The sequence below is a fragment of the Bartonella sp. AA83SXKL genome (assembly GCF_042196965.1).
GTDB lineage: Bacteria > Pseudomonadota > Alphaproteobacteria > Rhizobiales > Rhizobiaceae > Bartonella.
Genome location: NZ_JBHIRG010000003.1, coordinates 115,959 through 140,856, shown reverse-complemented (window position 1 = coordinate 140,856; position 24,898 = coordinate 115,959). Strand labels below are relative to the sequence as shown.

Genomic DNA, 24,898 nt, shown 5'->3' with positions numbered 1-24,898 from the left:
TTCATCTATTTAAGAAAAAAATTGAAATAAAGCGCATTTATAATATTTATTACAAATCTCTATAAAAACAAATAACTATAAAATTTCTATTTCTTAGGAGAACTTTTTAAAAACAATAAATTAACATAATATTCTTCTAATTTCTCGATATATGAAAACCCTACAATAACGGTTTTCATAAGTTTTTTAATGGAATTCTGATAATAATCAGTAACTTTAAAAGAAAAGATAGTAATAAATCATCTTAGTAGTTTTAGAGAACCCCTTCTTTTTTCAAAATCACATATATTTCGAATTTAACCAACTCACAACGAATATGCTGTATTTTGAATCAGAATGTAAGAATTAACCATTTTGCCATTCATTTCAATTATGAGCATTTTACCATCTTTTTTATAAATACTCTATATTGTATAATTGATGCGGCAAAACTCTGACAAATGGAGCCATTGGAATATAATCATGAAACGAATCCTGCTCGCAGAAGATGATAACGATATGCGTCGCTTTCTCGTAAAAGCCCTAGAACGTGCAGGCTACGAAGTCGCCGATTTCGATAATGGTATTAGCGCATATGAACGTTTACAAGAAGAGCCATTTTCCCTTCTCCTGACTGATATTGTGATGCCAGAGATGGACGGAATCGAACTTGCACGACGTGCGACTGAGATTGACCCCGATTTACGAGTAATGTTCATTACGGGTTTTGCAGCGGTAGCACTCAATTCAAATAGTGATGCCCCTCCTGATGCAAAGGTTCTCTCTAAGCCATTTCACTTACGTGAACTTGTCAATGAAGTTGAAAAGATCCTTATCGCTGCTTAAAAAGTATTTTTTAAAGTTATTTGCATCTGTTGAAAGAGAAAATAAAATTAGGCATTGACGTTTGGCATTCTATATGGTGTATGCAACATCAATGAATGGGCGTGTAGCTCAGCGGGAGAGCACTACGTTGACATCGTAGGGGTCACAGGTTCAATCCCTGTCACGCCCACCATTCAACTTTATAGTATAAATAAATTATCGAATTATCGTATTCTTCCAAGGTACGGGATGCGTAAATAAAGATTCGGAAATAAGATTTTGCAACATGCCTCTACAAAGGGCATACTTTACGGAGTGTTTCTAATATTTTTTACGTTCTGATAGCGCCTCTTGGGGGAAAAAGTATCACAAACGTAATAACAGCCTCATTTTTCAACAGATTAGAAGTTTGATTTTAAAATTCTTTCCACAAGCATAGGCTTCCGTTCTAAAAAATATTGTTTATTTCCTGATCTATCCTCTGTTTTTCTTAATTCTTTCATGTCTATTGGTATACACTTGTTGTCTAAACAGTTAGATATAACAACAGTCACTTCGATAGATATAAAACACTTAACCTTAGAGCTGTATTTTGAGTTTACCAATTACAGATTATAATAAAATATTAAAAAGAGTAAAAAACACGGTAAAAGCAAATTTTTTCATTCTAAAAATACATTGATTTATAATCATGTTTTATTGTTTGCCATGTTGAATGAGAAATCCGAATATCGTAATGTTTTCTCATTTCAAACCTATTTATATTGAATCAAACAAAACCGTCTCTCTTACACGTCATAAGAGGAATTAGTATTAAGTAAAAATTGTATAAAAAAGCACAAAAATGCCGATAAATGCCTCAAGTGCTGAGATCTATTGCAACATCGGAGGCTGACAAATAGGCAAAGTGTATGATAATGTCAGCTTATTTCTTCATAAGTGTAAAGATGATGGAGCTCAATGGATTTATCATTGTACCATTCACGAGCGCCAGAGTGAAGTGAGCTTTAAGAGATATCTCTTAAAACAAAGCCTGTAAAATGGCATTCTCCTCACACTGTATTCCTATTGAAATAATGATCACCTTGAACCGTGTGAGTTTAGATCTTCAGAGCTCATCTGTATAACATTTTAATGTGATTGTTATCCAATATTAAAATACTTCTAACATGATGTACAAACTATAAAGAAATAAGAAAAAACATTTGAAAATGTAAATATGAAATCTAAAATTTAACTCTAAGATACAATCTATCTTCATTCATATAAATATACAGTATACATTCTTAAACCTATAAGACTAAGAAAACCTAAACATTGATGAAACCTATAACCCTACCTGAGAAACAGTGACAATCATGTTAAATCAAATTGTCCGCAAGTGTCTCTCATTGAAAAAAACAATATCTTATCTGGACGGCACATATAACATCTTTTTATACGAAAAAACTATAAAGAAGTAATTCGTTATGAATCACAGCTTCCAAGACAAGAAGATATTTTCCACCTCTTGTGCCATCTGTAAATTCTCATCATAAACAGATATCGTTTTTATTCTTCAATGTTTCATAAACTGTTCTAAATCGAATCCATCATGCCTTGTATCTAATCAAAATCGATCTTACCAAAGATCATGCTAAAAAACGTAATAATATTATTCATAAAAAATAAAAAAATCACAATAGATGTTTTTGGGCAATTTCACCAGCATTAGCCGCAATGCTTAAATCTAATCTAAGAAATAAAATATTCATTTTCAGAAAGATGAAAAGAAGCTCATAAAAAAGAGTTTTTGTAATCTGTTTCCTAAAGCATGTGATATAGTAGCAACACTCGGCAAGAATATGCAATGCTAAAGTTTCAGCAATCAAAAGCAATTTTTACTGAAAAAAGAGAAAACAGCATCATTTTATACTAAAACAGTCAACAGAAAACGTTTAGCAACAAAATAAACCAAAAAACATCAAAAAGATTCGGGATTATACAGAAAAATAAGCTAATAGAATAAAAGGAAAACTCTCTAACTTTTTATAGCCTATAAATATCATTTAAACATGGTGATCCCGACAGGATTCGAACCTGTGACCCACGGCTTAGAAGGCCGTTGCTCTATCCAGCTGAGCTACGGGACCCAACTGATTATTTTCTCAATTCAAAATAGCATCTTCAATTCAATGTGTCCAAGAATGCTGCCGATCACTGCGAAAATTATCAGAATAAGAAATAGCACGTCGAATCGATGTATGTTTCTTTTCTACACGGTAAGAGATAGCATTCTTACGTGCAAAAGCAATCGCTTCTTCCTTCCTATTAAATCGAATCCTTACCTGATTATTCATATCAGACGTTGCTGTGTAGCCCATAAGAGGTTCAAGCATTTTTGCTTTCATTGGCTCATACTCTAGAATCCAAAAACCTGTATTCCCCTTACCTGACTGCATAGCTGTCTTAGCAGGACTATAAATACGTGCGATCATGCCTTTTTCCTTCAGATTACACAACGCTTGGATGATAGTTTTCACCACACGTACCCAATTGGGTCATTCTCACACACTCAATCAAATATGGTCGGAGCGATAGGATTCGAACCTACGACCCCCTGATCCCAAATCAGGTGCGCTACCAGGCTGCGCTACGCTCCGCCATTTACATTTACTTGATGCACATTTCCTAAAATTTTCACAACAGAAGTGCAAGAGAAAAACACACTTTTTTTTAATTTTGTTGTATTTCTTTACAAAAAAGCACATTTTTTAATTTTTCCCTCTACTCAATAACAAATTTATTGACAAATAGTAGAAAATAACTTCCGTAAGAAAATCCAATCTATATTAAAAAATAACGAATTTCTCTATAAGGATTTCATAATTTTTATCCTGTTTTAAGCAAGCTCTCATTGTATCAAAACACATTCCACAGATACAATTTTAGAAAAAAATGACTTAAATATTATAGAAAAACTTTCCCAAAGAGAACATAAGCCAAAAAATTCAGCTGTATTAAGCTTTTTTCCCCTCTTTTTCTATCTTCCCAAAGACTCTTTTATTAAAAATTCTAGAATCTTCTACAATCCAAATCCATAAACAACAAACATTTTTTCAAAGCACAAAGGTTTTATTATAAATAAAATACAGCGCTCTTTTTAGAAAAATTTTCAAATACGAAGATGGTAAGAATTCAACATCATACAATAAAATCTCAAAGCTATTTAAAATAAAAACACGATAAGAGTAAAAAATACTATTTTTTACTCTTATATAGATATCCAAAAAGAAAAAAATTTAAATGACTTGTCTTCCACATATTGAAACGATAATAGAAGGACAGAATAAGTAAGCCATGATAAGGAGTATTTACGGATTTCTTCTATTTAAAACTTCAGCAATAACAGCACGTGTTATTTTTCTTTTTCTTTGTAATGCCAACTGATCAACAGAATCAATAACACGCTTCAATGAAAATAAAGAACGTTCACAACGGCTTACAAGATAATAAACCGTATCTGGATGTACAATAAGTTGCCTATCGGAAAAAAGCTTAAATGCAACAGCTGTTAACAATGCATCATCAGGCTGATTAATTTCAACGAACATCACCGAATTAAGGCGACTTTTTAGATCATTTAACATTAAATTCCAAGCGGAAGGAAGTGTTTGTGCCGTCATCAATAAAGTAGCTTGTCGTGCATCAAGATTTGCTTGCTTAATACTGTTAATTAAATGAAAAAGTTCTGTCTCATTGATTTCACCTGTATCAATATCCTCTATTAAAAATGATCTGCCTAAAGAAGCCATAGTAACAGCCTGATCAAGTTCATTGTGCTGAATCCTGAAAGCATCTGCTTTTTGGAGCCATATATTAGAAAAATGCGTTTTTCCAGATCCTTCTTTACCAACCAAAACTGCAATAGGTAAGCTCCAATTGGGCCAGTGATCAATAAGCTGAAAAGCCATACGATTGCTTTCCGTTACCACTAAATCCTCAAATTGAAAAATCGGATCATAAGGAAAATTTAAAGATAATTGCGTTTCACGCCCATTCATTTTAGCGGCTCCGAATTTCCGCTTCGCGAATACATCTGAGAACTCAGATAAGTATGAAGAGCAAAACGAACTAAAACGCCAACAGCCGCTGCCGCAGGAACAGCAACAAGCATACCAGTAAAACCAAAGAGTGAAGAAAAAGCAAAAAGTGAAAACATCAACCATACAGGATGTAATCCCACTGATGAACCTACAAGCTTGGGTTGAAGAATATAACCTTCAATAAATTGACCAATTAAAAAAAGTGCCATCACAACAATGATTCCCCCCCAATTATTGGGATAAAACTGGACCCATGCAATACCAACAGAAAGGACCAAACCACTCATTGTGCCGATATAAGGAATAAAGCTAATAAGACCAATAAACATACCAATCAAAAGACTAAAATTGAGTCCTGCAATCGTTAAACCAATAGCATAATAGCCTCCCAATATGAGACAAACTGTTCCTTGTCCACGAACAAAGCCTGCAATAGCTCTATCCATTTCATGAAAAATACTACGGACGGTTTCAAGATGATCACGCGGTATTAACGAATCGATTGCTGTTACCATACGTGGCCAATCTAATAACATATAAAATGCCACCACAGGTGCCACAACAAATAGGCTAACGATATTAACGATTGACTTTCCTGACTTTAAAAGTGAATTCAAAAGAGACGTAATAAAATCCGAACCTTCGCCCAAAAATCCTTTAATATTATTCCGTAATTCATTTGGATCACTTCCAAAATAGCGCCTTAACCAATCAAAATCATGCTCAACAAAAAAGGTTTGAATACGATTAATATAAACAGGTAAACCATCACTCATAAATTGCTGTATTTGCCAACTAATAACAGGAATCAAAATAACTAAAGCAGCAACAAAGGTAATAACAATAAATAAGGTAATAAGGACAGTCCCAAACACACGACGAATACCAAATTTTTCAAGTAATTGAACAATGGGATTGAGAAAATAAGCCAACACAATCCCTGCCACAAAAGGAAGCAAAATCGATCCAAAAACAAACATAAAAAGAATGAAAAAAATCAGCGTACCAAGCCAAAAAAAGATTTGTCTTTTCATATTATTCGGCAACGGTAATTGAGTATACGCTGGCACATAAGTCTTATAACGATCACGAGATGTATTCTCACTCACTTTCTTTCTCATAAGTTGCCAAGAAGACTGTTCGTGATTATCTGATATCTTGCTCATAAAATATCCTAAAAAAATCTTCACAAAAAATTATAAACAACTTCAAAATAAGGTACAAGAAAAGTTGCTTATTTTCTTATCAATATCTCTTGCAGAGAGAACTCTATCATGGCATTGCATAATATCAAAACCTGATTTTCCATTAAAGGAAGGCTCCAATGAGCAATCAAGATCTTACAAATAATAAATCCAAGGCTGGGGATAAATCCAAAGCTGGTCTTACCTACGCAAAAGCCGGTGTAAACATCGATATGGGTAATGCTATGGTAGAAAAAATTAAACCCTTTATACGCGCGACAAAACGAGCCGGAGCAGATGCAGAAATTGGCGGGTTTGGTGGCCTTTTTGATTTAAAAGCAGCTGGCTTTACAGATCCTATCCTAGTAGCAGCCAATGATGGTGTGGGAACAAAATTAAAAATTGCCATTGAAGTGGGGCACCATAACACTGTAGGTATTGACCTTGTAGCTATGTGTGTCAATGATTTACTCGTACAAGGAGCTGAACCTCTCTTTTTTCTGGATTATTTTGCAACTGGAAAGCTCGACCCTGAACAAGGTGCTGCGATTGTTTCTGGTATTGCAGAAGGATGTAAACAAGCCGGTGCTGCTCTTATTGGAGGAGAAACTGCAGAAATGCCAGGAATGTATGCAGAGGGAGATTATGATCTAGCCGGTTTTGCTGTAGGAGCATGCGAACGCAGCAAGCTACTCCCTTCAAAAGATTTGATAGAAGGTGATGTTATATTAGGTCTAAGCTCCTCTGGAATTCATTCCAATGGCTTTTCGCTTGTTCGACGAATCATCCAGAAAAATTATCTCAAATGGAATAACCCTGCCCCTTTTTCCCCCGAAAACAGCCTTGGTATAGCACTTCTTACACCAACACGCATTTATGTAAAATCGCTTCTTCCCATCATGCGAAAATATGAAGGGATTAAAGCTCTTGCTCATATTACGGGTGGAGGCTTTCCTGAAAATATTCCACGTGTCCTTCCATCTTCTCTCTGCGCTGAAATTAATCTTTCTACCATCAATGTTCCAGCAGTATTTTCATGGATTGCCAAACAAGGTAAAATAGAAGAAAGAGAAATGTTAAGAACATTCAATTGTGGTATTGGCATGATCATTATCGTAGCACAGCATGCAGCTGAAACAATTACACAAGCTCTTGAAAGAAAAGGAGAAACTGTAACTCCCCTTGGCATTTTAACAAAATGCCAAGATCAAAATAAAGGAATACTTTATAAAGGGGTACTGCATTTATGAAAAAAAAAATTGTCGTTTTTATTTCTGGTAATGGGTCCAATATGGTCGCCCTTGCTCAAGCTAGTCAACAAAAAGAATATCCTGCTGAAATCGTCGCGGTTATTTGCGATAATCCGCGCGCAAACGGTATTGAAAAGGCGCAAAACCATAACTTACCTATTCATATTGTTGATCGTAAAATTTACAAAACAAAAGAAGAGCATGAAGAAAATATTTTTACGATTTTAGATCAATATAAACCGGATTTTCTCTGCTTTGCAGGGTATATGCGTCTTATCTCACCACGTTTTGTAAAACTTTATGAAGGACGAATTTTAAACATTCATCCTTCTCTTTTGCCTTCATTTAAAGGCTTAAACACACATGAAAAAGCTTTACAAGCAGGTGTAAAAATCACGGGTTGCACTGTTCATCTTGTTACAGAAGACATGGATGCAGGAAAAATCCTTGCCCAAGCAGCCGTTCCAGTCTATCCCCATGATACTGCTGAGTGCTTAGCACAAAGAGTTCTTAAAGTAGAGCATAAACTCTACCCCGAAGCTTTAAAAGCATTTATTGAAGGAAAGAGCAAAATGATAGATACGCAACAACAGCTTTTATCTTTTTGAGTGTATCAACAATCTATTAATCAGCATATTTCAATGCTTTACACATAGTTTTTGCTCAGTTTCTACAATTGAAAATCTCTATGAAATGTTGACATAATAGAGTCCATCTCTTCATAAATTTTTGCACAAAATATGTGGTGTTTTTGAATTTTAGTTCATTTTCAAAATTCTTCTTTATTCAGTTCTATGACATTATCATAAACACTATTTATCAAAATACTCTCGTATTTCGCCTAAAAAATCTTAAAATACGCAATTTTCTATTGCATAATTTTTTGCTCATGACGAAAGTGTTTCTTTAACTGTTAGAGCTAACTGTTTGAGTGTAAAAGGTTTAGATAAAAAACCAAAAACAGCATCTTGTGGAAGATTTTTAGTAAAAGCATCTTTTGCATATCCAGAAACGAAAAGAAATTTGATACCAGGATAGTTTTTACGGACTTCCTTCAATAAAGTGGGTCCATCCATTTCTGGCATCACCACATCGGAAACAATAATATCAACATCTCCTTTTTGTTCCTCAAGAATAGAGAGTGCTTCCACCCCACTTGCTGCCTCTAAAACCGTATATCCTCTCATTTGAAGAGCTCTTACCCCCCCCATTCTGACCGCATCTTCATCTTCAACCAATAAAACAGTCGCAGATCCTGTTAAGTCTATATTTTTATCTTTCTCTTCATCTTTTTCAATCTTTTGAGAAATTTCTCCTTTTATATTGGGGATATAACGGGGAAGAAAAATATGAAATGTTGCTCCTTCACCTTCTTTACTTTCACAATAAATATACCCACCGCTCTGCTTGATAATTCCATAAACCATTGATAAACCAAGTCCTGTTCCTTTTCCAACTTCTTTTGTTGTAAAAAATGGCTCAAACATTTTTTCTTGTATAGCAGCAGATATACCAGCCCCTGTATCTGAAATAGTCAATTGCACATACTCGCCAATTGCTAATCCAAGATGATTAAGTTCAGCACTTTGTTGCTTTGTAATATTATTTGTCGCAATCGTAACAATACCTCCATCTAACATGGCATCACGCGCATTAATAACCAAATTCATAATAACACGCTGAAAAGATGCTTGATCAACTTCAACGCTCCACAAATCTCTTCCATGGATAATTTTTAACTGAATATTATTCCCCAAAAGTGGTAAAATAAGATTGCGGATATCTGATAAAAATTCAGTAAAATCAACTTCTTCAGGTCGAAGTGTTTGCTTTCTAGAAAAAGCTAATAATTGCTGGACAAGAGCAGCTGCACGATTAGCATTGTTTTTAATATTGATCAGATCAGCATGAGCAGGATCAGAACTACGATGCGTATTTAAAAGAAGATCACACGACATTAAAATTGCTGTTAAAACATTATTAAAATCATGAGCAATGCCGCCAGCCAATTGTCCTACAGCTTGCATCTTCTGACTTTGCATCATTTTATCTTCAAGAGTTTTTTGTTCGGTTGTTTCAATCACAGAGATAATAAGCAAATCTTGCAATGCATCACCGTGATAGGGCGGTACAGACATAATATGGAGCCGTAAATGGCATTCTTCATTTTTTTCTAAAACAGTTTCTAGAGAAACAAAATAATTTTTATTTGTCGCAATTCTCTGAAAAGAACGCTCTAACTGCACACAATCACGACGAGAAATAACATCATAAAAATTGACAGCTTTGTCCATACATCCCGTAAGTGATGAAAAAGCTTTATTCATATGAACCAATTGCCCTGCATGATCCACCACAGCTATTGCAAAAGGACTAGCATCAAAATATTCTCCTAATATACTGGGTAATTTTAATTGATCATCTTCTTCTTTTTGTATTTGTTGTGGAATGATCACAATACGATAAATGGCCTCCTCTTCTAAGAGAGAAGAAACAGATATAAGACAATGGAATATTTTCTCACAAGTCGTGTGTGAATTTAAACATAACGAAAACCTATAAGGTAAAGAGTAACCTGAACTTTGATATCTGTTGGTTTGCAAACAGATATCACTCCATGAGCTCTTAGCGCCAACGCTATCAAATAACGAATCAAAATTATGTTGACCAATTGAGAAATTCGCTAAATCAATTGAGAACCATTCTGCAAAAGGCGCATTGGCATAAAGAATAGTTCCTTGTCTATTAACGGATACAAAACCAATAGAAGCTTGATCCAAGTGATTGATAGCCTCTTGAAGGTTCGAGAAAAAAACTTCTCGCGTTTGTTGTAAGTGCGAAATATCAGTAATACGCCAAAATAAAAGCTTTTTTTTCTGTTTTGTGATAGGTTGAACGGAAATATTATACCAAACAGATTTTTTTGGTGTAGAATCAGTAAAAATTGGCTGTTCTACTCTTAATTCCTCTTGCGCTGCAAGATTATTACAGGCTGCAACCTTTAAGCGGTACGAGAGTGCATCAGCTCCTGGAAGATCCGCAATAACCCTATAACAAGACACTTCAGGCTTATAGGTCAGAATTTTTCGATAGTTTTTATTAGAATAATAAACAAAACCAGAAAGATCAGAGATTACAATTGTATCATCGCTCCTATTAAAGATGCTAAAATCAAAATCTTCATGCGACCACACATGATATCTTAAAATTCCCATTCCACACAAAACGAGTGTTGCAACACCGATCATTGCTAGAATCAAAAAAGATATTGATATCGCCTGTTGCAAATAGTTTTGTGTATAAAAAAAACCTAAAATACCCACAATGAAAAGAAAACCTAATACAAAAACAACACCAAAAATCACAACTCTCCGATGAAACGAAGACGCTGATCTTTCATTATTCTCAAAATCTTTATCCATCTCTCTTTGCCTTAGCTTATAGCTATTTCTTATGTCACAAAACTTCCTTTATATTCGTTGTTATGTTGTTATAAAGTATATACTATGATATTATCTAAGATAAGCTCGCTTAATATTCAAAAGTTTATTTCTTACCATTATAAGTGAACCTTTTGAGGGTATGTTTATAAATTTATCTCAATAAAAAATAATATTTCCATCCAAAATGGGAGAAAATCTATGTATATCTGGTTATCAGAGCAAATAGGTGTATCTGCTGCAAACATAACGATAAGCTTTTTGCTTTTTATAATAACAATCGCAGCTATTACCGTAATTATCGTGTTTTTACGTCGCTTAGGTACGGGAAGATACAGCATTAATAGAAAAAAAAGTCTATCACGATTAGCATTATGTGAAGTAATTTCTATAGATCGGGCACGCCGCCTTGTTTTAGTCCGTTGCGATAATAAAGAACATTTGCTCCTTATTGGCGGATTAACAGATGTGGTTGTAGAATCTGATATTACTGGTACATCAAAAATACAAAAAAGAGAAACACACACACATCTAAATTCCGCCCTTCCAGAAAGAAACGATATATCGGATAAAAGTCCCTCTCCTTTTACGAATCAAGCAGTAAAAGATTCAGCCATCACCGCCGAAATTGAGGGGCGGCAAGAACCATCTTTATTCATTCCTACCCCTCAAAAATAAAATATACAATTTTATCACCACGAATTTCGTTTGTTTATCATCTCAATAACCTTAATCATCGCGATAAACTCTTTCACGTCGTTCATGACGTTCTTGCGCTTCCAATGACAAAACGGCTATCGGCCGAGCCTCGAGACGCTTTATACTAATGGGTTCGCCGGTTTCTTCACAAAAACCGTATGTCCCATTATCAATGCGCTCTAAAGCAGCATCTATTTTTGAAATAAGTTTCCTCTGACGATCACGAGCACGTAATTCGATTGTACGATCAGTTTCACAAGAAGCCCGATCAGTCAAATCGGGCTGACCAACATTCTCTTCCTGCAAATTTTCCAAAGTCTCACGAGCTTCTTTTAATATATCATTCTTCCAAGAAACCAATTTAGCACGAAAATACGCCTTTTGCCGCTCATTCATAAAAGGCTCATCTTCACTAGGGCGATATTGACCATCAATCTCTTCGCTCATGCAATAAAAAACCTCCACATATGCTATGTGCGGTCTATATATTGTGCAATACCCATCAACACAAGAGTAAAATGTTTTTTCATAACAATCGACGAATATATCTAAATGCACTGTTTAGGTTTGATCGCTTTTTTATGTAGATTGGATTCTTGATCAAATCTCATCCAGAATCATTTTTCTCGCTTATTGAAAAACCTTAAAAAGAAGGAAATCAGATATCAGAGCCATCCCTCCCCTACTCTCTACATTGTTTAAAATCTAAATGAAGCAACAATAAATCATTTCATCAATGCAAAAAAATAAAATCTTTATAAAGGCAAAGTGTGATATTCACGTTTCAAATACATCAAAGCATCTTTTTCTTTATTACAGTTAATTGCAACAACCTCACCAATCAAAACACAATGAGTTGCGTGTTCGTGCCAACAAATCAAACGACAATCAAACGACGCTAGAGCGTCTGAAAGACTGGGCGCCCCCGTTTGCAAAGCTCCCCATTGAGCAACATCAAAACGCTCATTTTGTGTAGAATTGCAACGCCTCGAAAAAACATCCGCTAATGAGCGATGTTTTCCTGCCAAGCTATTAACACAAAAATTTCCATTCTCCATAAACACCTGATTCTTTAAATTATGACGCATGAGACAAACAAGAAGGGTTGGAGGATTATCAGATAAAGAACAACACGCCGAAACAGTCACCCCACGTCTTCCCTTAATACCATTTGTTGTCACAATATGCACAGCTCCTGCAAAAAGACTCATGGCATCTCGATATTCTTGGGAAGAAACCGCAATAGTATGTTTATGTTGAAGTTCAGGCATCAAATATGTTTTATGATTCGACATATCTTTCACTTATAAAGCTTTAAAATTTTAAGCAATCTTTCCATAAAAAGACCTATAATACATATTTTTTCTTTTCCGTCATAACACAAAAAATATTTGTGTATACACAGCGATATGATAAAAACTGCCAATCTAAGGAGATTTTAATGCCCCATGCACATCTCATTTCGCCTTCTCTCTTGGCTTCTGATTTTTCTAAACTTGGACAAGAAATGTTAGATGTTGTTGATGCTGGTGCAGATTGGCTTCATCTTGATATTATGGATGGGCACTTTGTTCCTAACATCACCTTTGGTCCTGAAATTGTCAAAGCTCTGCGCCCATTAACAAAAGCAATATTTGATGTCCACCTGATGATCGCACCAGTAGACCCTTATTTAGAAGCTTTTGCAAAAGCAGGTTCAGATATTATAACTATTCATGCTGAAGCAGGTCCACATCTTCATCGTTCATTACAAACAATCAAAAAAATGGGGAAAAAAGCAGGAATCGCACTCAATCCAAGCACCCCTGAACATATCCTTGAATATTTGCTTGATCAATTAGATCTCATTCTCATCATGACGGTCAATCCCGGTTTTGGTGGACAAAGTTTTATTCCAGAAATAAAAGATAAAATTAAGCGCGTTAAAAGCATGATTGCAAACCGCCCTATTGATCTTGAAGTTGATGGTGGTATCACCGTTGATACAATTGGGATAGCTGCAAAAGCTGGTGCAAATGTATTTGTCGCAGGCTCTGCAATTTATAAAGATGGAAATAAAGAGCTTTACAAAACACGTATTAATGCATTGCGGCAAGCCGCAATCCTCTCACAACAAGGAAAAAAATGATGATCGCACGTTATTCCCGCCCTGCAATGGTAACAATTTGGTCTCCTGAAACAAAATATCGTATTTGGTTTGAAATTGAAGCCCATGCCTGTGATGCCCTTGCTCAATTAGGGATTATTCCGAAAGAAGCCGCCAAAGTCATTTGGGGAAAAGGGGCAGCAGCTAAATTTGATATCAATCGCATTGATGAAATTGAAGCAATTACCAAACATGATGTTATCGCATTTCTAACCCACCTAGCTGAATTCATTGGACCAGAAGCACGTTTTATCCACCAAGGCATGACATCATCTGATGTTCTCGATACAACGCTGAACATTCAATTGATGCGTGCGAGTGATATTTTGCTAGAGGATATAGATCAACTTCTTGAAGCATTAAAAAGACGGGCTTTTGAGCATAAAGAGACAATCACCATTGGGCGGAGTCATGGCATTCATGCCGAACCGACAACATTTGGAATCAAGTTTGCTCTTGCATACGCTGAATTTTCCCGTTGTCGCAAACGTCTTCTTGCCGCACGAGAAGAAATTTCTACTTGCGCGATTTCAGGAGCTGTAGGAACTTTTGCAAATATCGATCCACGCGTTGAAGCACATGTAGCAAAAGCCTTGAGGATGCGTGCTGAACCGGTTTCCACCCAAGTAATACCAAGAGATCGTCATGCTATGTTTTTTGCAACACTTGGTGTTATTGCTTCCTCTATTGAAAGGCTAGCAATAGAAATACGCCATTTACAACGAACAGAAGTTCTTGAAGCAGAGGAACATTTCTCACCTGGGCAAAAAGGTTCATCGGCAATGCCTCATAAACGTAATCCAGTTTTAACAGAAAATTTAACTGGATTAGCCCGTATGGTACGTGCATTTGCACTCCCAGCCATGGAAAATGTAGCTCTTTGGCATGAACGTGATATTTCCCATTCATCTGTTGAGCGTTATATTGCTCCAGATGCGACTATTACACTTGATTTTGCTCTTTCTCGCCTCACATCTGTCATTGAAAATCTCATTGTCTATCCAGAAAATATGCAAAAAAATCTCAATAAATTCCGCGGTCTTGTTCACTCACAACGGGTTCTTTTAGCACTCACACAAGCAGGGATTAGTCGTGAAGATTCTTATCGGATTGTACAACGAAATGCGATGAAAGTTTGGGAACAAGGAAAAGATTTTTTAGAAGAACTCCTCAACGATAAAGATGTTACAAAAGCTTTAAGTGAAGAAGAACTTCGCGAAAAATTTGATCTTTCTTACCACACCAAACATATCAATACGATTTTTAAACGTGTTTTTGAAGAACAATAAAGCGACATAGAAAACCAAAATCCATTCCACCTATGATCAAAAATCTGTTGTAACAAAGAAAACAATTCATGAAAGCAAATCAACTCGATATTCTTATTGTTCCTGGCTACAAAGGATCTGGTCCAGATCATTGGCAAACACGCTGGGAAAAAAAATTGTCGACAGCCCGCCGCATTGAACAACTCCAGTGGTCAAAGCCTGTTTGTGAAGAGTGGGTTAACAAAGTTAAAACCGCCATCGCAAAAGCTCAAAGACCTGTTATGCTTATTGCTCATTCATTAGGAGTTCCCAGTGTTATTCATGCAACTGTACACAATACAGAAAAAATTTGTGGCGCTTTCTTTGTTGCCCCTCCAGATGTCGCCAATGAAAAAATACGTCCCAAACATTTAATGACATTTGGCCCCTATCATCGCCAAAAGCTTCCTTTTCCTTCTATTGTCATAGCCAGTCGCAACGATGAGTTTTGTCAATTTTCAGTAGCAGAAAAAATTGCCAATGATTGGGGATCACTCTTTGTTGATGCTGGGTATTCTGGCCATATTAACGCAGAATCCGGACACGGACCTTGGCCTGAAGGGCTTATGGTCCTCTCTCACTTTCTTGCAAAAATTTGATCCAAAAGAGGTGATCTTCTTTCTCATCGCTTATGTATCTTCACCTTTGGATAAACGTGTAATGATAAAAATTATAAAAGTATCATAGCAATATCATTGAGAAATTCTATCAATTAGGATAGTATCATTTATCAATGTTATTAAAAACCTCTCAAGATAAATAGAGAATCATGATGAATCGTCGCCACCGTATTTATGAAGGCAAGGCTAAAATTTTATATGAAGGACCTGAACCAGGGACTTATATTCAATTTTTTAAAGATGATGCAACTGCCTTTAATGCAAAAAAACATGAAATTATCGACGGAAAGGGGGTTTTAAACAACCGAATTTCGGAACATATTTTTAGCCATCTTGGACGTTTGGGCATCCCAACACATTTTATCAAACGTATAAACATGCGCGAACAGCTTATTAAAGCGGTGGAAATCATTCCGTTGGAAGTTGTTGTTCGCAATGTTGCTGCCGGCTCTCTTGCTAAGCGTTTAGGACTGGAAGAAGGAACCCCGCTTCCGCAATCCATCATTGAATTCTACTATAAAAATGATTCTCTCGATGATCCTATGGTAACGGAAGAACATATCACAGCTTTTGGGTGGGCTGTCCCACAAGAGATAGAAGATATCATGCAACTTTCAATTCGTATTAATGATTTTCTTTCTGGGCTTTTTGCCGGTGTTAACATCCAATTAATTGATTTTAAAATGGAATTTGGTCGCCTGTGGGAAGATGAAACAATGCGCATTGTTCTTGCTGATGAAATCTCTCCTGATTCTGCGCGACTATGGGATATGCACACACAAGAAAAAATGGATAAAGACCGTTTTCGTCGTGATATGGGAGGGCTTATTAATGCCTATCAAGAAGTTGCCAAACGTCTTGGTATTATGAATGAAAACGAACCAACACGACCAAGTGGTCCCGTTCTCGTAAAGTAAAAACAAGGTAAAAAACATCACCTTATACAAACACCCCTCTTCAAAGGAGAGGTTCTTTTAAAAAGCAGGAAGCAAAAAATGAAAGCACGCATTACAGTTACTTTAAGAGAAAGCGTTCTTGATCCACAAGGAGAAGCGATTGTCGGTGCTTTAAAAAGTTTGGCTTTCGAAGGCATTCAATCTATTCGTCAAGGAAAGGTTTTTGATATTGTTCTTGATGATCTACCTTCTGAAACTGCAAAGAAAAAACTTGAACAAATGTGTGAAGAGTTACTCGCAAATACTGTCATTGAAAATTATACAATCGAACTTCTGTAAGTGAAACGCTCATGAAAACTGCCATCATTCAACTTCCTGGATTAAATCGTGATCGAGATATGATTGCAGCATTACATCATATAACGGGAGTTGAGCCACTAAAAATTTGGCAAACAGAAACAACAATTCCAGATGTAGATGTTATTATTATTCCTGGTGGTTTTTCCTATGGCGACTACTTAAGATGTGGTGCAATTGGAGCGCGAACTCCCGTCTTAAAAGCCATTCGTGAAAAAGCACAAGAAGGTACGACAATAATAGGTATCTGTAATGGATTTCAAATTTTGTTGGAAGCAGGATTATTACCCGGTACTTTAATGCGTAACGCTTCTTTAAAATTTGTTTGTCGTGAAATCAAACTTGAAGTCGTTAACGCCAAGACAAAATTTTCTCGATATTATTCTAAAGGACAAATTATTCGTTGTCCTGTTGCCCATCATGACGGAAATTATTTTGTTGATAGTGAAACATTGAAACAAATGGAAGACAATGAACAAATTGTTTTTCGCTATGCAGAAAATACAAACCCGAACGGCTCAATGAAAGATATTGCTGGTATTGTTAATAAAGTTGGTAATATTCTTGGTATGATGCCCCATCCTGAAAACTTTATTGAACCCGCCCACGGAGGTACTGACGGTCGTTTACTTTTTCAAAGTGCTTTAGAGTTAGTAAATGGATAATGCTGCAAAAGTACTCGCGCTCCATAATTTAAAAAAACAAGGATTTATACCATTTCTCGCATCATAAATCTATAAACAAAGCTCTTCACAAACACAATGGATATTATTTTCTAAACACATAATTATTTAAGACCATTTTTAGTCTTAAATCCCACCAAACAAACGGACAAAATCTTTAGCTTACTGTCTATAAATATTTTTATTATTAAACAACATTATTGTTTATAATATAAGCTGCTAGGTAAAAAAATAAAAATACTAAATTTCGATTAATTTGACGGATAAATACTCATGAAGCCTTGCAATAACATCACTATTACACCAGAACTCATTGCACAACACGGGCTAAAAGAAGATGAATATCAACGTATCCTGACGTTAATCGGTAGAGAACCCACATTTACTGAACTAGGAATTTTTTCTGCAATGTGGAACGAGCATTGTTCCTATAAATCATCTAAAAAATGGCTAAAAACTCTTCCGACAGAAGGAAAATGTGTCATCCAAGGACCTGGTGAAAATGCTGGTGTTGTTGATATTGGCGAAGGACAATGTGTTGTTTTCAAAATGGAAAGCCATAACCACCCTTCTTATATTGAACCTTATCAAGGTGCAGCGACAGGTGTTGGTGGTATTTTACGTGATGTCTTTACAATGGGAGCCCGTCCTGTTGCTGCTATAAATGCATTGCGATTTGGTGCTCCTGATCACCCACGAACACGCCATCTTGTTTCTGGTGTTGTTTCTGGAATAGGTGGTTACAGCAATTCTTTTGGTGTTCCAACGGTTGGTGGAGAAGTAAATTTTGATGAGCGTTATAATGGCAATATCCTTGTTAACGCTTTTGTCGCCGGTATTGCAAAGACAGACGCCCTTTTTTATTCTAAAGCACAAGGCATCGGACTCCCTGTTGTTTACCTTGGTGCAAAAACAGGACGTGATGGTGTCGGTGGGGCAACAATGGCCTCTGCTGAATTTGATGATTCAATCAGTGAAAAACGCCCAACTGTTCAAGTAGGTGATCCTTTTACAGAAAAATGTCTTCTTGAAGCATGTTTAGAGCTCATGGAACTTGGAGCCGTAGTTGCTATTCAAGATATGGGGGCAGCAGGACTTACCTCTTCTGCCGTTGAAATGGGTGCAAAAGGAAATCTAGGGATACAGCTTAATCTCGATACAGTTCCTGTTCGAGAAGAAAACATGACAGCCTATGAAATGATGCTTTCTGAAAGTCAAGAGCGCATGCTCATGGTTCTTAAACCAGAACTAGAAAAGCAAGCAGAAGCAATTTTTCATAAGTGGGGGCTGCATTTTTCTATCATTGGGAAAACAACCGATGATTTACGTTTTCGTGTATCTCATCAAGGGGAAGAAGTTGTCAATCTTCCCATCAAAGAGCTTGGTGATGAAGCGCCTGTTTATGATCGTCCTTGGAGTGAGCCGGCAAAAAAAACATCCTTGAAAGCAGAAGACGTCAAAAAAGTTGAAAATCTTGGTGATGCGCTTCTGAGCTTATTGAATTCTGCTGATCAAAGTTCTCGGCGATGGGTTTATGAACAATATGATACTCTTATCCAAGGAAATAGCCTTGTTTGTCCAGGAGGTGATGCAGGCGTTATCCGTTTAGGAAACAACAGCAAACGTGCTCTTGCTTTTTCTTCTGATGTAACACCTCGCTATTGTGAAGCAGACCCTTATGAAGGAGGAAAACAAGCTGTCGCAGAATGCTGGCGAAACATTAGTACGACAGGTGCAACACCACTGGCTGCTACAGATAATCTCAATTTTGGTAACCCTGAAAAACCTGAAATTATGGGACAGCTGGTTTTTGCTATTAAAGGTATAGGAGAAGCTTGTAGAATCCTCGATTTTCCTATCGTTTCAGGCAATGTTTCTCTTTACAACGAAACAAATGGGGATGCCATTCTTCCAACCCCCACAATTGCTGGTGTAGGTCTTCTTAATGATTGGTCTAAAATGGTAACAATAAGTGGTATGCAAAATGGAGATATTCTTGTTTTAGTAGGAAATTGCGGCTCCCATTTAGGACAATCAATCTATGCACGTAACATTTTAAATATTGATGCAGGTGCCCCCCCCCCTGTAGATTTACAACTTGAAAAAAAGCATGGTCAATTTATTCGAGATGTCATACATCGTGGTTTTGTTCATGCTGCTCATGACATTTCTGACGGAGGATTAGCGATAGCACTTGCTGAAATGGTGATTAAAGCAGGTAAAGGAATCAAAGTAAAATTAAGCAATAAATCACCCCATCATGCAGAACTTTTTGGAGAAGACCAAGGACGTTATCTTTTAGCCGTCAAACCTCACTCTCTTAATAGTCTTAAAGAGCTCGCACAAATAAGTGCAGTTTCTTTAACAGAGCTAGGTCAAGTTGCAGGTGATGCACTTGATATAGATGGAATACTAAAACTTTCTATAGACAAACTCACAAAAGCCTATGAAAACTGGTTTCCACAATTTATGGGTGAAGAGTAAAAATTGTTTTTCTCTTAAACAGCCTTTATAAAAAAATGAACAACATAGGAGAATAATGATGGCAATGAGTGCCCATGCAATTGAAACGCTTATTCGTGAAGGCATTCCTGATGCTACTGTAACAATTCGTGATCTTGCTGGAGATGGGGAACATTATGCTGCAGAAGTTATTTCTGAAAGTTTTCGTGGTAAAACCCGTGTTCAACAACATAAAATGGTCTATGATGCCCTTAAAGGCAATATGGGAAATGACCTTCACGCCTTAATGTTGCAAACAAATATCCCAAAATAATCTAAAATTTCTTCTTGCATTCACTCATTTAATACGATTAAAAACAGTATGAATATAAATTACACACTTATAAAAATCTGAAATATCGAGGGATAAAAATGACCACTGTTCATGATTTTATTGACAACGAGATTAAAACAAACGACGTCATTTTATTCATGAAAGGAACACCTGATGCTCCGCAATGCGGGTTTTCAGGACAAGTTGTTCAAATCCTTGACTATTTAGGATTGAATTATAAAGGAATTAATATCTTAACTTCTAACGAATTGCGTCAAGGAATTAAAGATTACTCAAATTGGCCAACAATTCCACAGCTGTATATCAAGGGTGAATTTGTCGGAGGCTGTGATATTGTTAAAGAGATGTTTCAAAACAATGAGTTACAGGAACTTTTGAAAGAAAAAAATATTCCCTGTAATCAATCATAGGTATCTTTCATTTTATTCAGACTCTTAAAAAGAGCTGTTTTCAGACGAAATTTCTATTTCAAGGATGCCATATGTCATATTCAGTCGATGAACAAACGCATAGTGATGCGATTAGAAAAAAAATTGGCTATAAAGAATTTGTTATTCTTATTGCTTCGCTCATGGCTATTAACGCTATAGCTGTTGATATTATGCTGCCAGCTATGCCTAATATTTTAGATGGTTTAAATGTTCTCAATGAAAATGATCAACATTATATCATTTCGAGTTATCTTATTAGCTATGGTATTGCTCAAATATTTTTCGGTCCAATAAGCGATAGGTATGGACGACGTAAACTTATTCTTATTGGTCTTGCTTTTTATTCATTTACGGCGATTGGCTGTGCCTTTGTAACTGATTTTTCTCTCTTACTTATTTTGCGTATCTTACAAGGTATTGGAGGAGCTGCTATGCGGGTTCTTACAGTTTCCGTCGTACGTGATCTTTACAGTGGTCGAAAAATGGCAGAAGTTATGTCTATTGTTATGATGGTTTTTCTTGTTGCACCAATGGTTGGTCCCGCAACAGGACAGATCATTTTACAGCTCGGACATTGGCAATATATTTTTATTTTCATGGCAATGATTGGTTTCGGGTTGATGATTTGGATTCAATTCCGCTTGCCGGAAACTCTTTATGCGCAACGCTCTCTTTCCTTTTCTTCAGTCAAACATAATTTATGGATTGTAATAACCAATCGCACAACACTTTGCTATACACTAGCAACTTCGATTATTTTAGGCTGTATCTTTACCGCCGTTAATACATCACAACAAACGTATGAAGGGATCTATAATCTAGGACTTTGGTTCCCTATTGCCTTTGCAGTTGGTGCTGCATTTCAGGCTTTCTCATCATTCATGAACTCTCAACTCGTTGGACGCCTTGGAATGCGGCGTATTGCTCATACTATGCTTTTGCTCTTTTGTATCACTTCATGTGTATGGTTTATTGGCTCTATCTTAACAGATGGTATCCTTCCTTTTGCTTTTTACATGCTGTTATTCTGTATATTGATGTTTGCCTGCGGTGGCATTATGGCCAATTTCAATACACTCGCTCTCGAATCTGTGGGAGAAATTGCTGGAACAGCTTCTTCTGTATCCGGCTTTCTTCAAACATCTATCGGTGCAGGACTCAGCTTTTTTATTGCCCAACAATTTGATGAAACAACCATCCCAAACTCAGCAGGATTTTTCTTTCTGAGTCTCACTGCCATACTTCTCGTCTTATGGGCTGAACGTGGTCATCTTTTTAGGCAATATCATAGTAATCCTAACGAATAAATATTACTACGAAAGATTAATAACATCTCTCTTGAACAATAAGAAGATAAACCTATCAGACAAAATAAAACATCTCCAAATAGAACACTCTTGTGTTAAACATTCACATTGTTTGTTTAAAGGTACAACTCTCGAAATATCAAATCATTTCACGACAGCACCTATAAATGCTGTAATGTTAAAAAACAGTTTTGATTGATTTAACCTGAACAAGATCGAAATAGAAAAAACTTACGCTTTAGGTTTTTCGTTCAATATAAAAATAATAAATTATCTTTATAAATTAATATCTTACACAATCATAAAACCATAGGGAACTTTCCCGTGTATAAAATACATTTAATTGATAAATTTTCCTGATTTTGGAAATCCTCTTGGAACCAAACGCCCGACGCCCGCACGCATTCCCATCCATTCAATGAGATCATCAGCTTGACGGTTAAAGATTCGTTCAGCTGTATCTTGCCAACTTAAGCCTTCTGATAAATTAAAAGTCTTGGCATCAACAACAACACCTTCTTTATAACGCTGTAAACGAACACCCTTACCGCGATTCATTTCTGGTATTTGTTCAATAGAAAAAATAAGCATTTTACGGTTTTCACCGACTACAGCAACATGATCACCATTTACCGGAACACAAAGCTTTACCTTATCAGGAGCTTTCACATTCATCACTTGCTTTCCTTTTCGTGTATTGGCGATCACTTCTGCAGAAGAAACAATAAAACCATTACCGTGAGATGAAACCAAAAGCAATTTTTCCTCGGCGTGATGCACAAAAGCTGTGAGAACATCGTGCTCATCATCCATATCAACTAAGAGACGAATAGGTTCACCATGTCCCCGCCCTCCAGGTAAACTATTTGCACCAATAGCAAAAAACTTTCCCCCCGTACTGATCAGCACAATCTTGTCGGTCGTAAATGCTGGAAAGGCTAACTTTAAACTGTCTCCTTCTTTAAAAGAAAGTGCTTTATAATCGGTCAAATGTCCCTTCAAAGCGCGCATCCACCCCTTTTCAGAAATAACAATAGTAATCGGTTCTTTTTCGATCATTGCTTGTTGAATATCATCAAGATCATGTCTTGGTGCCTCTTCAAACGTCGTACGTCTTTTCCCCAAGAGTGTTTCAGGACCAAAAGTGTTTCGAACTTTTTTGATTTCTTCTGAAATTATTTTCCACTGTTTTATAGGAGAAGCTAACAAATTCTTTAGCTTTTCTTTTTCAGCTTTCAAACTTTCAAATTCTTTACGAATTTCAAATTCCTCAAGCTTACGCAAAGAACGCAAGCGCATATTAAGAATAGCTTCAGCTTGATTTTCTGTTAATTCAAAACGACTGATCAGCTTCTTTTTCGGTTCATCATCTTCACGAATAATCTGAATGACCTCATCGAGATTTAAATAGGCAATCAGATATCCATGAAGAATTTCCAATCGGCTATCAATTTGATCCAGCCGATAATGAGAGCGACGAATAAGCACTTCCTGACGATGTTCAAGCCATTGCTTCAAACTTTCTCGCAAAGAAAGGACATTAGGTATTTTTCCCAAAGACAAAACATTCAGATTAAGGGGAAATCTTACTTCAAAGTCAGTCAATTTAAAAAGAGACTCCATGAGGAGCTCCGGATCAACCGACCGATTTTTAGGAACCAGCACGATTCTGATATCTTCTGCTGATTCATCTTGGATATCCTCAAGCATTGGCAATCGGCGTGCAAGCAATAACTCTGCTGTTTTTTCAATAAGACGTGACTTTTGAATCTGATAGGGAATTTCAGTCACAACAATCACATAAGAACCACGGCTACCAGGCTCCTGATGCCAACGTGAACGCAAGCGAAAAAATCCACGCCCAACACGATAGGATTCCTCAATACTTTTTTTAGGTTCAACTAAAATTCCCCCCGTCGGAAAATCAGGACCAAGAACAAATTGATTTAATTCCTCATCATTTACATCGGGATGCGCAATCAAATGGAGTGCTGCATCACAAAGCTCAGCAACATTATGGGGGGGAATAGATGTTGCCATACCAACAGCAATACCAGAAGAACCATTTGCTAAAAGATTAGGGAAAGCTCCTGGTAAAACAACAGGCTCTTCATCTTCCTCATTATAGGTTAAACGAAAATCAATAGCATTCTCATTAATACCTTCAAGTAACAATGCAGCCACTTCAGTCATACGTGCTTCCGTATAACGCATGGCAGCAGCATTATCACCATCAATATTACCAAAATTGCCTTGCCCATCAACTAACGGATAACGAACAGCAAAACTTTGAGCCAAGCGCACCAAGGCATCATAAATAGACGCATCCCCATGAGGATGAAATTTTCCCATGACATCACCGACAATCCGCGCACATTTCGCATAAGACTGTCCAGGATTTAGTTTGAGAAGACGCATCGCATGAACAATCCGCCGGTGGACCGGCTTCAATCCATCACGTACATCAGGCAATGCACGGTGCGTAATCGTAGAAAGCGCATAAGCCAAATAACGTTCCTGTAAAGCAGAACGTAATTCTATTGGTTCAATATGTTCTTTATCAAAAGGTAAATTCATTTTATCAGACATAGTATTAAAACAACAATTCCCACAATAATAAGAAATTATTTTATAGGATTTATTTAATGAAATCTTCTATGAGTCGGCTTTTTTATTAAAAGTCAATTACATAAAAACAAACGCTGCAATTAGAACATGAATAGAAAATTATATCAATTTGAAAAATTTATACATATCCTTCCCCCTTGCCCTAAGTAATTTATTGAAAGCTTTGTCAAATCCGACGATAATTTAACTGCCCACAAAGAGTTATTTCATCTTTTCTGGAATGACAAAAGCAGCTTTCAAACATCATCTTTTATTATACAGATA

Annotated in this window: 21 protein-coding genes and 3 tRNA genes; 15 read left to right on the top strand and 9 right to left on the bottom strand. The window is 36.4% G+C overall.

Going from position 1 to position 24,898, the window contains the following annotated elements; all coding sequences use genetic code 11:
* The first annotated feature begins 462 nt into the window (after positions 1-462).
* Both cpdR and ACFINO_RS02760 read left to right on the top strand, forming a co-directional pair.
* Entirely contained in the window at positions 463-825 is a 363-nt protein-coding gene (gene cpdR, locus ACFINO_RS02765; protein WP_005773448.1) for a cell cycle two-component system response regulator CpdR, read from the top strand.
* Between the two features lie 97 nt (positions 826-922).
* Positions 923-997 (top strand) — tRNA-Val (locus tag ACFINO_RS02760).
* 1,862 nt (positions 998-2,859) lie between these two features.
* Here the strand turns inward: ACFINO_RS02760 and ACFINO_RS02755 are convergent.
* The 5 genes from ACFINO_RS02755 to ACFINO_RS02735 form a co-directional block, all read right to left on the bottom strand.
* A tRNA-Arg gene (locus tag ACFINO_RS02755) sits at positions 2,860-2,936 on the bottom strand.
* Between the two features lie 39 nt (positions 2,937-2,975).
* A complete protein-coding gene (locus tag ACFINO_RS02750) occupies positions 2,976-3,281 on the bottom strand; it encodes an ETC complex I subunit (RefSeq protein ID WP_375617799.1) in 306 nt (101 codons plus the stop codon).
* An 88-nt stretch (positions 3,282-3,369) separates the two neighbouring features.
* Positions 3,370-3,446, bottom strand: a tRNA-Pro gene (locus tag ACFINO_RS02745).
* Positions 3,447-4,157: 711 nt separating this feature from the next.
* Positions 4,158-4,847: a DnaA regulatory inactivator HdaA gene (hdaA, locus tag ACFINO_RS02740; RefSeq protein WP_375617798.1), complete on the bottom strand. Its 690-nt coding sequence runs from the start codon at positions 4,845-4,847 to the stop codon at positions 4,158-4,160.
* The gene (locus ACFINO_RS02735) at positions 4,844-6,055 is read right to left on the bottom strand and encodes an AI-2E family transporter (protein WP_375617797.1); all 1,212 of its coding nucleotides are present in this window, start codon (positions 6,053-6,055) and stop codon (positions 4,844-4,846) included. Before ACFINO_RS02735 ends, hdaA begins: the two co-directional genes overlap by 4 nt.
* 158 nt (positions 6,056-6,213) lie before the next feature.
* Between ACFINO_RS02735 and purM the strand changes: the two genes are divergently transcribed.
* Entirely contained in the window at positions 6,214-7,323 is a 1,110-nt protein-coding gene (gene purM, locus ACFINO_RS02730; protein WP_375655010.1) for a phosphoribosylformylglycinamidine cyclo-ligase, read from the top strand.
* Complete coding sequence (gene purN / locus ACFINO_RS02725; protein WP_375633163.1) at positions 7,320-7,931, top strand: phosphoribosylglycinamide formyltransferase; 612 nt, start codon at positions 7,320-7,322, stop codon at positions 7,929-7,931. The genes purM and purN overlap by 4 nt, the downstream gene beginning before the upstream one ends.
* Before the next feature lie 279 nt (positions 7,932-8,210).
* Here purN and ACFINO_RS02720 read toward each other — a convergent pair whose 3' ends face one another.
* Positions 8,211-10,745 (bottom strand): response regulator, encoded by a 2,535-nt coding sequence (locus tag ACFINO_RS02720; RefSeq protein ID WP_375655009.1) that lies wholly within the window; start codon positions 10,743-10,745, stop codon positions 8,211-8,213.
* Between the two features lie 219 nt (positions 10,746-10,964).
* Between ACFINO_RS02720 and ACFINO_RS02715 the strand changes: the two genes are divergently transcribed.
* Complete coding sequence (locus tag ACFINO_RS02715; RefSeq protein ID WP_375634478.1) at positions 10,965-11,441, top strand: hypothetical protein; 477 nt, start codon at positions 10,965-10,967, stop codon at positions 11,439-11,441.
* A 51-nt stretch (positions 11,442-11,492) separates the two neighbouring features.
* Here the strand turns inward: ACFINO_RS02715 and dksA are convergent, their stop codons facing one another.
* A complete protein-coding gene (gene dksA / locus ACFINO_RS02710) occupies positions 11,493-11,909 on the bottom strand; it encodes an RNA polymerase-binding protein DksA (RefSeq protein WP_015856486.1) in 417 nt (138 codons plus the stop codon).
* Between the two features lie 308 nt (positions 11,910-12,217).
* On the bottom strand, positions 12,218-12,757 hold the full coding sequence (locus ACFINO_RS02705) for a flavin reductase (protein ID WP_375606632.1): 540 nt from the start codon (positions 12,755-12,757) through the stop codon (positions 12,218-12,220).
* Positions 12,758-12,903: 146 nt separating this feature from the next.
* On the opposite strand from ACFINO_RS02705, the gene rpe reads away from it, so the two are divergent.
* The 10 genes from rpe to ACFINO_RS02655 all read left to right on the top strand — a co-directional run bounded on the left by rpe (position 12,904) and on the right by ACFINO_RS02655 (position 22,006).
* Positions 12,904-13,590 (top strand): ribulose-phosphate 3-epimerase, encoded by a 687-nt coding sequence (rpe, locus tag ACFINO_RS02700; RefSeq protein ID WP_375633165.1) that lies wholly within the window; start codon positions 12,904-12,906, stop codon positions 13,588-13,590.
* Positions 13,590-14,897, top strand: coding sequence for an adenylosuccinate lyase (gene purB, locus ACFINO_RS02695; RefSeq protein WP_375655022.1), 1,308 nt, complete (start codon positions 13,590-13,592; stop codon positions 14,895-14,897). Before rpe ends, purB begins: the two co-directional genes overlap by 1 nt.
* A 68-nt stretch (positions 14,898-14,965) precedes the next feature.
* Positions 14,966-15,514 (top strand): RBBP9/YdeN family alpha/beta hydrolase, encoded by a 549-nt coding sequence (locus ACFINO_RS02690; RefSeq protein ID WP_375655008.1) that lies wholly within the window; start codon positions 14,966-14,968, stop codon positions 15,512-15,514.
* Positions 15,515-15,687: 173 nt separating this feature from the next.
* Positions 15,688-16,452: a phosphoribosylaminoimidazolesuccinocarboxamide synthase gene (gene purC, locus ACFINO_RS02685; RefSeq protein ID WP_273791179.1), complete on the top strand. Its 765-nt coding sequence runs from the start codon at positions 15,688-15,690 to the stop codon at positions 16,450-16,452.
* Positions 16,453-16,530: 78 nt separating this feature from the next.
* Positions 16,531-16,770, top strand: a complete 240-nt coding sequence (gene purS / locus ACFINO_RS02680) for a phosphoribosylformylglycinamidine synthase subunit PurS (RefSeq protein ID WP_375611546.1) — start codon at positions 16,531-16,533, stop codon at positions 16,768-16,770.
* An 11-nt stretch (positions 16,771-16,781) separates the two neighbouring features.
* Positions 16,782-17,453, top strand: a complete 672-nt coding sequence (gene purQ / locus ACFINO_RS02675) for a phosphoribosylformylglycinamidine synthase subunit PurQ (RefSeq protein ID WP_375633167.1) — start codon at positions 16,782-16,784, stop codon at positions 17,451-17,453.
* A gap of 291 nt (positions 17,454-17,744) precedes the next feature.
* The gene (purL, locus tag ACFINO_RS02670; RefSeq protein ID WP_375634475.1) at positions 17,745-19,955 is read left to right on the top strand and encodes a phosphoribosylformylglycinamidine synthase subunit PurL; all 2,211 of its coding nucleotides are present in this window, start codon (positions 17,745-17,747) and stop codon (positions 19,953-19,955) included.
* 58 nt (positions 19,956-20,013) lie between these two features.
* On the top strand, positions 20,014-20,247 hold the full coding sequence (locus tag ACFINO_RS02665) for a BolA/IbaG family iron-sulfur metabolism protein (RefSeq protein ID WP_005773427.1): 234 nt from the start codon (positions 20,014-20,016) through the stop codon (positions 20,245-20,247).
* A 98-nt stretch (positions 20,248-20,345) separates the two neighbouring features.
* The gene (gene grxD, locus ACFINO_RS02660) at positions 20,346-20,678 is read left to right on the top strand and encodes a Grx4 family monothiol glutaredoxin (RefSeq protein WP_015856495.1); all 333 of its coding nucleotides are present in this window, start codon (positions 20,346-20,348) and stop codon (positions 20,676-20,678) included.
* 71 nt (positions 20,679-20,749) lie between these two features.
* Entirely contained in the window at positions 20,750-22,006 is a 1,257-nt protein-coding gene (locus ACFINO_RS02655) for a multidrug effflux MFS transporter (RefSeq protein WP_375655007.1), read from the top strand.
* 339 nt (positions 22,007-22,345) lie between these two features.
* Here the strand turns inward: ACFINO_RS02655 and parC are convergent, their stop codons facing one another.
* On the bottom strand, positions 22,346-24,595 hold the full coding sequence (gene parC / locus ACFINO_RS02650) for a DNA topoisomerase IV subunit A (protein WP_375633171.1): 2,250 nt from the start codon (positions 24,593-24,595) through the stop codon (positions 22,346-22,348).
* Between the last annotated feature and the right edge of the window lie 303 nt (positions 24,596-24,898).

Coding starts and splice junctions, on each gene's coding strand:
- rpe (WP_375633165.1), top strand. CDS start 12,904: ATGCCCCATGCACATCTCATTTCGCCTTCTCTCTTGGCTTCTGATTTT.
- purL (WP_375634475.1), top strand. CDS start 17,745: ATGAAGCCTTGCAATAACATCACTATTACACCAGAACTCATTGCACAA.
- ACFINO_RS02750 (WP_375617799.1), bottom strand. CDS start 3,281: ATGATCGCACGTATTTATAGTCCTGCTAAGACAGCTATGCAGTCAGGT.
- ACFINO_RS02665 (WP_005773427.1), top strand. CDS start 20,014: ATGGCAATGAGTGCCCATGCAATTGAAACGCTTATTCGTGAAGGCATT.
- hdaA (WP_375617798.1), bottom strand. CDS start 4,847: ATGAATGGGCGTGAAACGCAATTATCTTTAAATTTTCCTTATGATCCG.
- purQ (WP_375633167.1), top strand. CDS start 16,782: ATGAAAACTGCCATCATTCAACTTCCTGGATTAAATCGTGATCGAGAT.
- ACFINO_RS02705 (WP_375606632.1), bottom strand. CDS start 12,757: ATGTCGAATCATAAAACATATTTGATGCCTGAACTTCAACATAAACAT.
- purN (WP_375633163.1), top strand. CDS start 7,320: ATGAAAAAAAAAATTGTCGTTTTTATTTCTGGTAATGGGTCCAATATG.
- purC (WP_273791179.1), top strand. CDS start 15,688: ATGAATCGTCGCCACCGTATTTATGAAGGCAAGGCTAAAATTTTATAT.
- parC (WP_375633171.1), bottom strand. CDS start 24,595: ATGTCTGATAAAATGAATTTACCTTTTGATAAAGAACATATTGAACCA.
- dksA (WP_015856486.1), bottom strand. CDS start 11,909: ATGAGCGAAGAGATTGATGGTCAATATCGCCCTAGTGAAGATGAGCCT.
- ACFINO_RS02715 (WP_375634478.1), top strand. CDS start 10,965: ATGTATATCTGGTTATCAGAGCAAATAGGTGTATCTGCTGCAAACATA.
- ACFINO_RS02735 (WP_375617797.1), bottom strand. CDS start 6,055: ATGAGCAAGATATCAGATAATCACGAACAGTCTTCTTGGCAACTTATG.
- purM (WP_375655010.1), top strand. CDS start 6,214: ATGAGCAATCAAGATCTTACAAATAATAAATCCAAGGCTGGGGATAAA.
- grxD (WP_015856495.1), top strand. CDS start 20,346: ATGACCACTGTTCATGATTTTATTGACAACGAGATTAAAACAAACGAC.
- purS (WP_375611546.1), top strand. CDS start 16,531: ATGAAAGCACGCATTACAGTTACTTTAAGAGAAAGCGTTCTTGATCCA.
- purB (WP_375655022.1), top strand. CDS start 13,590: ATGATCGCACGTTATTCCCGCCCTGCAATGGTAACAATTTGGTCTCCT.
- ACFINO_RS02655 (WP_375655007.1), top strand. CDS start 20,750: ATGTCATATTCAGTCGATGAACAAACGCATAGTGATGCGATTAGAAAA.
- ACFINO_RS02720 (WP_375655009.1), bottom strand. CDS start 10,745: ATGGATAAAGATTTTGAGAATAATGAAAGATCAGCGTCTTCGTTTCAT.
- ACFINO_RS02690 (WP_375655008.1), top strand. CDS start 14,966: ATGAAAGCAAATCAACTCGATATTCTTATTGTTCCTGGCTACAAAGGA.
- cpdR (WP_005773448.1), top strand. CDS start 463: ATGAAACGAATCCTGCTCGCAGAAGATGATAACGATATGCGTCGCTTT.